This is a genomic window from Muriicola sp. SD30 (assembly GCF_041205185.1).
Taxonomy (GTDB): Bacteria; Bacteroidota; Bacteroidia; order Flavobacteriales; family Flavobacteriaceae; genus Muriicola.
Map to the genome: position 1 here is coordinate 902348 of NZ_JBGEWB010000001.1, position 13366 is coordinate 915713.

8 protein-coding genes are annotated in these 13366 nt (G+C 42.5%); 3 read left to right on the forward strand and 5 right to left on the reverse strand.

Annotation, left to right across the window (positions count from 1 at the left end; genetic code table 11):
- Positions 1 to 13: 13 nt before the first annotated feature.
- Together AB8P51_RS04100 and thrA are read right to left on the reverse strand one after the other, a co-directional pair.
- On the reverse strand, positions 14 to 943 hold the full coding sequence (locus AB8P51_RS04100; protein ID WP_369747485.1) for a homoserine kinase: 930 nt from the start codon (positions 941 to 943) through the stop codon (positions 14 to 16).
- Between the two features lie 63 nt (positions 944 to 1006).
- The gene (thrA, locus tag AB8P51_RS04105; protein ID WP_369747486.1) at positions 1007 to 3451 is read right to left on the reverse strand and encodes a bifunctional aspartate kinase/homoserine dehydrogenase I; all 2445 of its coding nucleotides are present in this window, start codon (positions 3449 to 3451) and stop codon (positions 1007 to 1009) included.
- Positions 3452 to 3780: 329 nt separating this feature from the next.
- On the opposite strand from thrA, the gene AB8P51_RS04110 reads away from it, so the two are divergent.
- Positions 3781 to 5325 carry an NAD(P)H-hydrate dehydratase gene (locus AB8P51_RS04110; protein ID WP_369747487.1) on the forward strand — a complete coding sequence of 515 codons (1545 nt, stop codon included), beginning with the start codon at positions 3781 to 3783 and terminating at the stop codon, positions 5323 to 5325.
- Here AB8P51_RS04110 and AB8P51_RS04115 read toward each other — a convergent pair.
- Entirely contained in the window at positions 5315 to 5716 is a 402-nt protein-coding gene (locus AB8P51_RS04115; protein ID WP_369747488.1) for an STAS/SEC14 domain-containing protein, read from the reverse strand. The two genes, AB8P51_RS04110 and AB8P51_RS04115, sit on opposite strands and share 11 nt — an antisense overlap.
- A 188-nt stretch (positions 5717 to 5904) precedes the next feature.
- Positions 5905 to 8454: an ATP-dependent Clp protease ATP-binding subunit gene (locus tag AB8P51_RS04120; RefSeq protein WP_369747489.1), complete on the reverse strand. Its 2550-nt coding sequence runs from the start codon at positions 8452 to 8454 to the stop codon at positions 5905 to 5907.
- A gap of 260 nt (positions 8455 to 8714) precedes the next feature.
- Here AB8P51_RS04120 and gyrA point away from each other — a divergent pair, with 260 nt between their 5' ends.
- Positions 8715 to 11246: a DNA gyrase subunit A gene (gene gyrA, locus AB8P51_RS04125; RefSeq protein ID WP_369747490.1), complete on the forward strand. Its 2532-nt coding sequence runs from the start codon at positions 8715 to 8717 to the stop codon at positions 11244 to 11246.
- A gap of 31 nt (positions 11247 to 11277) precedes the next feature.
- The gene (locus tag AB8P51_RS04130) at positions 11278 to 12543 is read left to right on the forward strand and encodes a tetratricopeptide repeat protein (protein WP_369747491.1); all 1266 of its coding nucleotides are present in this window, start codon (positions 11278 to 11280) and stop codon (positions 12541 to 12543) included.
- 53 nt (positions 12544 to 12596) lie between these two features.
- Here the strand turns inward: AB8P51_RS04130 and AB8P51_RS04135 are convergent, their stop codons facing one another.
- Positions 12597 to 13364: an NlpC/P60 family protein gene (locus AB8P51_RS04135; protein ID WP_369747492.1), complete on the reverse strand. Its 768-nt coding sequence runs from the start codon at positions 13362 to 13364 to the stop codon at positions 12597 to 12599.
- Positions 13365 to 13366 lie beyond the last annotated feature (2 nt).

Here is a 13366-nt window from a genome sequence, read left to right on the forward strand (position 1 = left end):
CATTGAGATCATCTCAGGGGAGAATATGTATTCCTTTTGTATTGATAACAGACACATAGGTGTCGTAATTTAGTTGAATCTTGTTGAGTTCCAGACTCATTGCTTTCGCTACTTCGGTAGCTTTATCCCCTCCTTTACTCAGGGCAAATATGGAAGGGCCTGAACCTGAGATGCCGCATCCAAGGGCTCCGGCAGCCAGTGCGGCTTTTTTAATATCGTCAAATCCGGGGATAAGGATTGACCGGACGGGTTCTATGATATGGTCTTCAAGTGACCGACTGATCAGGGCGTAATCTTCCTGAAACAGGCCGGCAATCAGAGCACCAAGGTTTCCCCATTGTTTGATCCCATCTGCAAGCGAAATAGAAGTTTTCAGGATTTTTCTGGAGTCTGAGGTTTTTATTTCTATATGAGGATGGATCACTGATGCATAGAGCTGTTCGGGTGAATTAATACGAATTACATCGAGAGGATTTGAACTACGGACCAGGGTTATCCCTCCATAAATAGCAGGAGCCACATTATCAGCATGGGCAGATCCACTTGCCAGTTTTTCGCCTTCCATAGCAAACTGTACCAATTCATGATCAGAGCAGGGACCCCCAATAAGATGATTCATCCCCCATACCACGCCTGCAGCACTGGCTGCACTACTTCCTATCCCGCTTCCCGGCTTAATCTTTTTATGGATCTCAATTTCAAATCCCTCTTTATATTCCAATGCCTTGATCATGGCCATACCGGCAACCCCTGCAACATTTTTATCTGTTTCCAAAGGAAGATCCTGCCCGGTAATCTCAGTGATTTTAATACCTGGATTTGGTACTTTGCGAAGTACCATCTCATCGCCTATAGAATCAAGTGCAAGGCCAAGAACATCAAAACCACAGGAGATGTTGGCTATGGTAGCCGGGCAAAATATTCTAATCTGTTCTTTGATCATGAAATCTTCTTTGTGGTCCTGAATCTCGAAAATATTTCCATTTAATGAAATCGAAATTACGATTTAATAATTTCCAATTCTGATGATATCGGCAAATATACCCGAAGCCGTAACATCGGCCCCTGCTCCGGCCCCTTTGATGATCAGGGGTTGTTCAGGATATCGTTTAGTGTAAAACAGAACGATATTATCGCTGCCTGACAAGGAATAGAAATCGTGGCCTTCCGGAATGTGTTCCAGTCCTACGCTTGCCTTTACTTTATGTAAGGAGGCTACAAATTTTAATTTACAATTCTTGGTGGAAGCTTCCTTCAACAAATGTTGAAAATCACTCTCATATTTCTTTAGAACTTTAAAAAAGGATTCGTTGTTTTTTGTTCTTAGAGCTTCCTCTGGGAGGAACGACCTGTTTTCGATATCAGTCAGTTCGAGTTTGTATCCGCTTTCCCGTGCGAGAATGAGTATTTTTCTCATAACGTCGATACCACTGAGATCAATTTTGGGATCGGGTTCCGTATACCCTTGTTCCTGAGCTTTTTTTACAATTTCATGAAAGCTGGTCGTCTTATTAAAATTATCGAAGACAAAATTGAGACTTCCGCTAAGAACAGCCTTGATCGCGATAACCTCATCTCCCGAGGCCATAAGGTGCTTCAGGGTATCGATGATGGGCAAACCTGCACCAACATTAGTTTCAAATAAAAAGGGCGCCTTGTATTCCCTGGCTAGTTCTTTTAACTCCAGATACTGTCCGTAAGCGGATGAACAGGCAATTTTATTACAAGTAACCACCGAAATACTCTGTTTCAGGTATTTTGGATAAGTAGCGGCTACATTTTCACTAGCCGTATTATCTACAAGGATACTGTTCCGGGCATTGATTTTTTGAATCGTATCGTAGAATAGTGTACTATCTGCCTTAATTCCGCTATCTAACAATTCCGGCCATTTTTCCAGTGAAATTCCCTGTTCCTCAAAATACATTTTCCGTGAATTGGAAATCCCGATAACCCTGATATTAAGTCGCAGATGTTCTTTCAGGTATTTTTTCTGTTGTTTCAGCTGCCCGAGGAGTTTAGAACCTACATTCCCGGTTCCCAGAATAAAAAGGTTGAGCTGTTTTATATTTTCTTCAAAAAATGCTTCATGCAGCGTATTTAATGCTTTTTTTACATCCTCCTTTCTGATTACTGCCGATATGTTCCGTTCGGAAGCGCCCTGTGCAATTGCACGAATGTTCACATTGTTTTTACCGAGAGTGCTGAACATCTTCCCGCTCAGTCCCTGGTGATTTTTCATTTGATCTCCTACCAGCGCAATGATGGCAAGTTCCTTTTCATGAATGACGGGTTTGATCTTAGCCAGTGACATCTCATAAGCGAAAGCCTTTTCGATCTCACGTATAGCATTCGCTGCATCCTCTTCGTCTATACCAATACAGATGGAATGCTCGGATGAGGCCTGAGTGATTAAAACAACACTGATATTGGCCAGGGAAAGAACTTCAAACAGCCTTTTTGAAATTCCGGGAATCCCTATCATCCCAGGTCCTTCCAGCGAAAGGAGTGAGATGTTGGGTATATAACTTATTCCCCGGACGGTTCTACCTTCCTCAGGAGATTTTTTGGTGATTACCGTACCGGTTGCCTTTGGATCCATGGTATTTTTAATTACCATGGGCAGGCCCCTGTCTAAAACAGGTTGAACCGTTGGCGGATACAATACCTTTGCCCCAAAGTGGGATAATTCCATGGCCTCTTCGTAAGAGATATGGGCAATAGGCTTGGCTTGCTTAACTATCTTTGGATTAGCGGTATACATGCCACTGACATCTGTCCAGATCTGTAGTTCTTCAGCCCCTGCCGCAGCGGCGATAATGGACGCTGTGTAATCAGAACCTCCGCGTCCTAATGTTGTCACATTTCCGTCAGCTGTTGAAGCCACAAAACCGGGAAGCACAATTACAGTGGATTGTTCTTTGTTAAAATATGCCTTACATCTCTTATTGCTCTCAGGAAAGTTTACCGCAGCTTTGCCATGTTTATCATCTGTAAGAAGTAATTCGCGAGAATCTTTGTAAACTGCTTCAAGGCCCGATTCGCGAAAGAATTCACTGATGATATAGGCAGAAAGTAATTCTCCAAAACTTACGATCTTATCAGAGAGTCGGGGGGTAATTTCTCCAATATAACTGGCTCCTTCTAATAGGGTTTCCAGCACATTCATTTCACTTTTAACCTTACTCAGTACCCTGCTTTGAGAGGCTACTGGCAACAGCTCTTTTATTGCGGTAAGATGTCGAGCTTCAATTTTTTTTAAGCCTTCTTTATATTTGAGATCCTGTTCGGAAGCCATTTTGGCTGTGTCGAGCAGCAAATCGGTTACCCCTCCGAATGCGGAAACAATTACGGCTATTTTTTTGGCTTCGGTTTGACCAACGATCTCCTTAACCTTGCGTATGACATCAGCTGATGCTACAGAGGAACCACCAAATTTTAATACTTTCATTTTGATCTTGAATTAGGGAAATAGAGTATTAGGATGTTGAAGTAAAAGAAGAGATTACCCACAAGGGGTCTCGGTGGTCGTTTTAATCACAGATCGAACAGGATTATTCGTAAGAGCGTTACCGCCTGTATTTATAAACACTTTCATAATGTTCAAATGTAGTATTTTTACTTAGTGAGCCCAACTTATGCAGAAATTTTTGAAGACTAGCAGAAATATCGCGCGCATTTTTAGGAATTCTTAGGTTATATGAAAGGAAATAAGGACTTACACCAAAATAGGATTGCCTCTAAGCGGGACAAAAAAGAATTGAAATTGAGCAAGATGAGATGAAAATACTTTCAGGAGAAGAGATCAGAGCGGCTGATAAATACACCATTGAGAGCCAGGCAATCAGGAGTGATGAACTTATGGAGAGAGCCGGCCTTGCCATTTTCCATTGGTTACACGAGCAATTAAACGGGTCTCCGGTTGTCTTGCATATTTTTTGTGGAATAGGAAATAACGGAGGTGACGGACTGGTAGTTGCCCGTCACTTGCTGGAACACGGATACACTATCAAAGTGTATATTGTAAATTACAGTGAAAAACGATCTGATGATTTCTTAATTAACCTGGACCGCCTCAAAGACCGGAAAGTATGGCCCCAGGTGATTGGGCAGGGAAGTGATTTCCCTGAAATATCAGACGAGGATATGGTACTGGATGCAATATTTGGCACCGGTCTTAATAGGACGCCGGATCCTTGGGTGACCAATTTGATCACTCACATAAACAGCTCAAAGGCATTTGTCATTTCCATTGATATCGCATCGGGCTTATTCCTTGACAAAAGGGTTGAGGAAAAGAACAACGTAGTAAAGGCAAACTTTGTTCTCACATTTCAGTCTCCCAAATTGGTTTTCTTCCTTCCCCAGACAGGAATATACTGTGAAAACTCGGTTGTGCTCGATATTGGCCTGGATGAAGCTTTTATCTCATCTTTAAATAATACTTACGAATTTATTCAACAGCAGGACATCCGGGAGTTGTATCGATTCAGGAAAAAATTCACGCATAAGGGAACCTATGGCCATGCATTAATTCTCGGTGGATCTTATGGCAAGGTCGGAGCAGTTATTCTCAGTGCCAGGGCCTGCCTTAAGTCGGGAGCCGGATTGGTCACAGCATTTGTACCTCAATGCGGTTATGTACCTTTACAGACTTCGGTGCCCGAGATTATGGTACTTACCGATAAGGACGAACAGCAGTTATCTGAGATAAAGATTCCCTTTGAGCCTACTGTTATCGGACTTGGAATGGGGATGGGCACATCAAAGGTTGCTCAAAAAGCGTTTAAAGGATTTCTGAAGGGAAACACCACACCCCTGGTCATCGATGCCGATGGCTTAAACCTGTTAGCAAAAGACAAGTCACTTCTGAATCTGCTTCCCCCTCAGACCGTTCTTACGCCGCATCCTAAGGAATTGGAACGACTAATTGGGTCGTGGCAAGACGACTTTGAGAAACTGGAGAAAGCACAAAAATTTACCGATAAACACAACTGTATTCTGGTCCTAAAAGGTGCACATACCATTACGATGTACAAGGAAAAAGGTTATATAAACAGTTCCGGAAATCCGGGAATGGCTACGGCGGGGAGTGGTGATGTGCTTACTGGAGTGATTACCGGACTCATAGCACAGGGTTATACACCTCTTAATGCTGCAATAATGGGAGTATATCTGCATGGCAGGGCAGGGGATAACAGTCTTCTGAAGGAGAGTATGGAAACTCTGACTGCTTCAGATATCATTGAAAATCTTGGAGTGGCCTTCAGGGAAATATACCTGGAGGAAATACAGGAAGGTGAAGAGCAAGGAACTACTTCTTAGCGACACGTCTTTTTACCCAGGCCAGTGCATTGTTGTAGTCAATAAAGAACTTCATGGGCTTTTTGTAGAACATTTTTTCTATGGCAAAATTATGCATGTCCATTTCCTTGACAGAAACAATAGCATATGCCTTTAAATTCTCAAGCTCCCTTACATATGCGTAAATAGTTGGATCGATGGCATAGGAATTTTTCCTGAAGCTGATAAATCCAAAGGGTCTGTCCCTGAAGTGTATTTCTGAAATCCCAATTAGCTGGTAAACCCTTTCCAGGGTAACGGTGCATCCTTCATTGTAAGTAGCGACCATATAGTTATCATAAACCTTTACAGTACCTATTTCAAGAACATACTCCTTTACGATAACCGGTGTTTTGATCGGCCTTACTTTCATCCCCATGTAGTTTTGTAGTGTTCAAAACGAAAGTAAAGGGATGGTCTGCGGATGTGAAAAATATTAGATTAAAAGCGTAAATATCGTATTAATGACATTTTAAATAAGCGAGGCCTTAAACAAAAAAAAATTACAAAAAAAAAGGGTGTCAGTTAACTAGCACCCTTTTTAAGTCTGTTTCTTACAATTTATGCCTTGGAAGACTTCTTGGATTTCTTGATGTCTATAGTAAGTAACTCCTTTTTTCCATCATAATCCATGAAAATGCTATCCCCTTCTTCTAATTTGGAGTTTACGATCTCCTCTGCCAGGGCATCTTCGATATACTTCTGTATGGCTCTTTTTAAAGGCCGGGCACCGTATTGTTTGTCAAATCCTTTATCTGCAATATAGTCTTTGGCTTTATCGGTAAGATTAAGGTTGTAACCGATATCTTTAATCCTTGCGTAAAGTTTAGCCAGTTCAATATCGATAATCTTGTGAATATGTTCTCGCTCAAGCGGATTGAAAACAATTACATCATCTATCCTGTTTAAAAATTCAGGGGCAAATGCTTTTTTAAGTGCATTCTCGATTACGCTCTTCTGATGTGAATCTTCCTGAGATTTTTTAGCAGCTGTACCAAATCCGACACCCTGTCCAAAATCCTTCAGTTGCCTGGCTCCGATATTGGAGGTCATGATGATAATAGTATTACGGAAGTCGATCTTTCTTCCCAGGCTATCGGTAAGGAAGCCGTCATCGAGTACCTGCAACATCATATTAAATACGTCGGGGTGGGCCTTTTCCACCTCGTCTAGGAGGATTACAGAATAGGGCTTTCGTCTTACTTTCTCAGTCAATTGGCCGCCTTCTTCATATCCTACATAACCGGGAGGTGCTCCTACCAGTCTGGAGATTGCAAATTTCTCCATGTATTCACTCATATCAATTCTGATCAGGGCGTCTTCTGAATCGAAGAGTTCTTTTGCGAGGACTTTGGCCAACTGTGTTTTACCAACCCCGGTCTGGCCGAGGAAAATAAAGGAACCGATAGGCTTGTTCGGATCTTTGAGTCCGGCCCTGTTTCGCTGAATCGCTTTGGCAACCTTGGACACGGCTTCATCCTGTCCTATTACATTGCCTTTGATCAGGGTTGGCAATTCTGCCAGTTTATTACTTTCTGTCTGGGCAATTTTATTGACTGGAATTCCGCTCATCATTGAGACCACATCTGCCACATTGTCTTCTGATACAGTTTCCCTGTGAAGTTTGCTGTCTTCTTCCCATTTTTCCTGGGCTACCGCGAGTTCTTTTTCCAGGCGCTTTTCATCATCGCGTAGTTTTGCGGCTTCTTCGTATCGTTGTTTTTTTACAACAGTGTTTTTGAGTTCCCTGACGTCATCGAGTTGTTTTTCGAGCTCCAGGATTTGCTCAGGAACGTCCATGTTCACAATATGTACACGTGATCCGGCTTCATCCAGGGCGTCGATAGCCTTGTCTGGCAGGAAGCGATCAGTCATATACCGATTTGTAAGTTTTACACAGGCAACGAGAGCCTCATCCGTGTAAAGCACATTATGGTGATCCTCGTATTTACCTTTGATATTCTTCAGGATTTCAATGGTTTCTTCTACCGTAGTAGGTTCTACCATCACCTTCTGGAAACGTCGTTCCAGGGCCCCGTCTTTTTCGATATATTGTCTGTATTCATCTAAGGTAGTGGCTCCGATACATTGAATCTCCCCTCGTGCCAATGCCGGTTTAAACATATTGGAAGCATCCAGACTTCCGGTAGCACCACCTGCACCTACAATGGTATGAATCTCATCGATAAACAGAATGACGTCATCATTCTTTTCGAGTTCGTTCATAACGGCTTTCATCCTTTCCTCAAACTGTCCCCGGTATTTGGTGCCGGCAACCAGAGAGGCAAGGTCGAGAGTGACTACTCTTTTATTGTAAAGGATGCGAGATACTTTTTTGTTGATGATCCTCAGAGCCAAACCTTCTGCTATGGCACTTTTACCCACCCCTGGCTCACCGATAAGCAATGGGTTGTTCTTTTTCCTTCTGCTCAGGATCTGTGAAACACGTTCAATTTCTTTTTCCCTGCCCACAACCGGATCTAGTTTGTTCTCTTCGGCCAGTTGTGTAAGATCACGGCCAAAGTTATCAAGGACCGGGGTTTTTGATTTTTTACTTCCTTTCTGAGCAGAAGAAGCGCCAAAAGAAGCTTCTTTGCCTTCAGAAGGTTCATCAGAATCACTGGGAAAGGACTCCGAAGTAGGGGAGTCTATATAGTCGTCATCACTTGTAATCATTGATTTAAATTGCTCTTTTACCCCGTCATAATCAACCTTGAGCTTGTGCAGAAGCTTGGTTGTGGGATCATTCTCATTTCTAAGGATGCACAGTAACAGATGCGCCGTATTAATTGAGGAGCTTTGAAATAACTTCGCCTCAAGAAAAGTAGTTTTCAAGGCACGTTCGGCCTGCCTTGTAAGATGCAGGTTTTTCTTGTCTTTCTGACTGCTTCCCGGATTGGGGTTTGCCGGACTCAGGATTTCCACCTTCCGACGCAGATGATCGAGGTCCACGTCAAGGGCATCGAGGATGCTGATCGCCTTCCCGTTTCCATCCCGGAGTAATCCCAACATAAGATGCTCAGTACCAATAAAATCATGTCCGAGCCTCAGGGCCTCCTCCTTACTGTACGCGATTACGTCTTTTACTCTTGGTGAAAAATTATCGTCCATATGGTTTCTTATATTCTCCTTAAAATTACTAAAACTTACTATAAGAACGTCAAATACCGTACCTATATTAGATTAACTAGGCCTAAATGACGAAAAAATGCCCGATTTACAAAATAATTAACATGAGTTTTATCAACTAAAGTGCGGTTTTGTCATGTTAATAAATTGTTCAATAAAGTCAATGTTTCGTGCCCTTGAACCTATCATTTTGTGTATATTGCCCCGATGTTTTAACCACAGAAAAACAATAGGATTTTTATATGGCGGAAGGAGAAAAACTGATCCCGATTAATATTGAAGATGAGATGAAATCTGCCTACATTGATTACTCAATGTCGGTCATTGTGTCACGGGCCTTACCCGATGTCAGGGATGGATTAAAACCAGTGCACAGAAGAGTACTTTACGGGATGCACGAACTGGGTGTAAGATCAAACAGTTCACACAAAAAATCAGCGAGAATTGTCGGGGAAGTTCTGGGTAAATATCACCCTCATGGTGATACTTCGGTCTACGATTCTATGGTGAGGATGGCCCAGGAATGGAGTCTGCGCTATATGCTCGTAGACGGGCAGGGTAATTTTGGTTCTATTGACGGGGATAGTCCGGCAGCTATGCGTTATACGGAAGCTCGCATGCGTAAGATCGCTGATGAGATGCTTACCGACATTGATAAGGAAACGGTAGACCATCAATTAAACTTTGACGATTCATTACAGGAACCCACAGTTCTCCCTGCAAGAATACCCAACTTACTGATCAACGGAGCATCAGGAATTGCAGTTGGAATGGCGACCAATATGCCACCGCATAACCTCTCTGAGGTTGTAGATGGTACGGTAGCCTATATTGAAAACAACGACATTGAGATCGATGAACTGATGACGCACATCAAAGCACCCGATTTTCCAACCGGGGGGATAATTTATGGCTATGATGGTGTTAAAGAGGCATTCCACACGGGTAGAGGACGAATTGTCATGCGTGCGAAAACTCAATTTGAGGAAGTACAGGGAAGGGAATGTATCATAGTTTCTGAAATCCCTTATCAGGTGAATAAGGCCGATATGATCAAGAAAACGGCTGACCTTGTTAATGATAAGAAAATTGAAGGTATCAGCAATATCAGGGACGAAAGTGACCGAAACGGGATGCGCATTGTATATATCCTCAAGCGGGATGCGATACCCAATATTGTCCTGAACACACTCTTTAAATACACCGCACTACAATCTTCCTTCAGTGTAAACAATATTGCACTGGTAAAAGGACGTCCTCAATTACTGAATGTAAAGGAGATCATTACTTATTTTGTGGAACACCGCCATGAAGTAGTGGTAAGGCGAACCAAATTTGACCTGAAAAAGGCTGAAGACAGGGCACATATCCTGGAAGGACTCATCATAGCTTCTGACAATATCGATGAGGTAATAAAGATCATCAGAGCTTCTTCTAATGCAGATGAGGCGAGGGAGAATTTAATGGAGCGCTTTAAACTGACAGAAATTCAGGCGAAGGCCATTGTCGAAATGAGATTGCGTCAGCTTACCGGGCTGGAGCAGGATAAACTCAGGACGGAATACGACGAAGTTCTTAAAACCATTGAAGATCTCAAAGACATTCTCGCTAACAAGGATCGGAGAATGCAGATCATCAAAGATGAGCTACTTGAGGTAAAAGAAAAGTTTGGGGATGAAAGGCGTTCGGAGATCAATTTTGCCGGTGGTGACCTGAGCATTGAAGATATGATCCCGGATGAGCAGGTAGTGATCACTATTTCGCATGCAGGATATATTAAAAGAACACCGCTTTCTGAATATAAAACCCAAAATAGGGGTGGTGTTGGCCAAAAGGCTTCATCTACCCGAAACGAGGATTTCCTTGAACATCTATTCGTAGGGACTAACCATCAATATATGCTGTTCTTTACGCAGAACGGTAAATGTTTCTGGATGCGTGTCTATGAGATTCCTGAAGGTAGTCGTACCTCAAAAGGCAGGGCTATTCAGAATCTGATTAATATTGAATCACACGATAAGGTTAAAGCCTTTATATGTACCCAGGACCTGAAGGATGAGGACTATGTGAACAGTCACTACGTCATCATGGCGACCAAGAAAGGGGTTGTGAAGAAAACTTCTCTTGAACAATACTCAAGACCACGACAAAATGGTATTATCGCCATTAATATACGGGAAGGAGACGAATTGCTGGAGGCAAAACTCACCACAGGTACCAGTCAGATTTTCCTCGGTCTAAAATCAGGGAAAGCCATTCGCTTTGAAGAAAGTAAGACCCGTCCTATGGGAAGGAGTGCTTCAGGAGTCCGCGGGATCACACTCGCAAGTGATGATGATGAAGTCATCGGAATGGTCTCAGTACACAATTTCGACGAAGAAATCCTGGTGGTTTCTGAGAATGGTTACGGAAAACGATCGAGCATTGATGATTATCGCATAACGAATCGCGGTGGAAAGGGAGTAAAGACAATTTCCATTACAGATAAAACCGGAGGACTGGTTGCGATAAAGAACGTATGTGATTCGGATGATCTGATGATCATTAACAAATCGGGGATTGCAATACGAATGAGTGTCGACGACCTAAGGACCATGGGACGGGCAACACAGGGGGTTCGACTTATCAATCTTAAGGACAATGATTCTATTGCTGCGGTTGCCAAAGTGATGAAGGACGAAGACAATCTGGAGGAAGTAGAACTCAGAGATATCGAAGTAAAAACTGAAGATGGCACGGCTCTTGATAATCAAGAACCGGAATCGGAAGAATAATTAATAAACACAAACACAAAAGTTTAGAACAATGAAAACGAAGTTATTTATTTTAATGGCCATGTTGATCAGTATGGCAGCTTTTTCTCAAAAGAATGAGCTTAAAGCAGCAGAAAAAGCATTAAAAGGCGGTGATCCTACCGCAGCCAAAGCTAGCCTTGACGCAATTTCAGGGTCGATCAGCGGGGCAGATGAACGTCTTCAGGCCCAATACTATTTTGTGCGCGGACAAGTTTTCGCCGACCTGGCCAAGAAAGGAGATGCCACTGCATTTGATGGTGCAGTTAAAGCTTTTCAGGAAGTGCTCAAAGTAGAAGAAGCAAGTGGTAAGAAAAAATATAGCTCAGATAGTGAGCAATTGCTTGCCGGATTAACATCCGACCTTATCAATGCTGCTGTTGAGGACAACAACAACAAGAAGTTTAAGGAAGGTGCCGATAAACTTTATATGGCCTACAACTTAAGTCCGAAAGATACTATTTATCTCTACTATGCGGCAAGTAGCGCAGTGAATGGACAGCACTTTGAGGAAGCGCTGGGATATTACGAAGAGTTAAAAGCTTTGGGTTATGACGGAAGTACAATGTCTTACAAGGCCACTAACGTGGAAACCGGAGAAGTAGAAGAGATGAATGACAAGGTTCAGATGGATTTAATGGTGAAATCTGGGACCTACAAGGATCCAAAGATGGAGAGAACACCTTCAAAAAGTTCAGAGATCATCAAGAATATTGCCTTGATCTACACACAATTGGGACAGGACGAAAAAGCACTTAAAGCTTATAAGGATGCGAGGGCAGAGAATCCAAACGATGTCAATCTTGTTTTAAATGAAGCTAACCTTTATTATAAGATGGGCGATAAGGACACCTTTAAAAGCCTTATGTCAGAAGCTTCTAATATGGCGCCTGACAACCCTGATCTGCAGTACAATATTGGGGTTATTAATATGGAACAGGGAAATTTGGAGGAAGCACGTACTGCATACAAAAGGGCTATTGAAATCAATCCCGGGTATGTCAATGCACAATTAAACCTCTCCACTACCTATGTTAATGAAGGAAACAGTCTTATTGACGAAATGAACGAACTGGGGAATTCCCGTGCCGATATTGCCAGGTATGAAGAATTGAAAAAGCAAAAGGATGACTTGTTTAAAGAAGGTGCGTTGGTACTTGAAGACGCGCTGAAACAAAATCCTGATAATCAGGGTCTCTTATCCCAGCTTAAGAATATTTATGGAGCCTTGGGTGATAACGAGAATTTTATGAGAATCAAAAAACTATTAGGCGAGTAATTTTCCCTATAGCCAAAAGATAAAGCCCGGCCTTTTTAAAGGACCGGGTTTTTTTATATGATCTTTTTTATAACCCTGAGTCTGTGAGTATAAGACCCCAATTCTACATTGTAAATTCCGGTCTGGTCTAGCCTGTCAATCCGAACTTTACCATGAGCGTGGATCAGATGGTTGTTATTCATTATAATCCCTACATGGGTAATCACTCCCTCCTGGTCATCAAAAAACGCCAGGTCTCCCGGACTACTTTCTTCTACAAAACTCAATACTTCACCAATATTCGCCTGCTCTTTAGCATTCCTGGGTAGTTTGTAGCCATTGATCTTGTAAACCATTTGAGCTAAGCCCGAACAATCTATCCCAAAAGGAGTCTTTCCTCCCCATTGACAGGGTGCATTTAAGTATTGCAGTGCGGTTTCAAGCAAGTGCGATTTCTCCAGTCGGCCCCTAACTAATTCTCCTTCGTATGTATGACCAAACACCTCGGTATTTTGCACCACAGATCCAAGCAATATTGGGATCAACTCATTTTGATTGACGCTTACAAAGGAAATCAGGTCTGAGGCATGTGCGGGCTCTTTAATCCCTTTGAATTCCTTATACGTTTCCTTTGGAATAGGATGGAGCTGATTTTTAGGAATCCACCCTTCAGTATCGTCAAATGTAACCCTAATCTTATTCCAGTCTTTTCGGTGATCAGTGATTTTGTACAGGTCCCCGTAGAGTAGCTGACTCACCTGCTCCGCTGCCTGATTTGCAGAGGCCATGACAGGAATACTACTCAGGGCACAAAGCCCGTAATGGGGGGTGTTTTTTTGCAAGT

Bases quoted from the DNA above. Each gene is read 5' to 3' on its own strand.
- AB8P51_RS04100 (WP_369747485.1), bottom strand. From the start codon at position 943: ATGATCAAAGAACAGATTAGAATATTTTGCCCGGCTACCATAGCCAAC.
- thrA (WP_369747486.1), bottom strand. From the start codon at position 3,451: ATGAAAGTATTAAAATTTGGTGGTTCCTCTGTAGCATCAGCTGATGTC.
- AB8P51_RS04110 (WP_369747487.1), top strand. From the start codon at position 3,781: ATGAAAATACTTTCAGGAGAAGAGATCAGAGCGGCTGATAAATACACC.
- AB8P51_RS04115 (WP_369747488.1), bottom strand. From the start codon at position 5,716: ATGAAAGTAAGGCCGATCAAAACACCGGTTATCGTAAAGGAGTATGTT.
- AB8P51_RS04120 (WP_369747489.1), bottom strand. From the start codon at position 8,454: ATGGACGATAATTTTTCACCAAGAGTAAAAGACGTAATCGCGTACAGT.
- gyrA (WP_369747490.1), top strand. From the start codon at position 8,715: ATGGCGGAAGGAGAAAAACTGATCCCGATTAATATTGAAGATGAGATG.
- AB8P51_RS04130 (WP_369747491.1), top strand. From the start codon at position 11,278: ATGAAAACGAAGTTATTTATTTTAATGGCCATGTTGATCAGTATGGCA.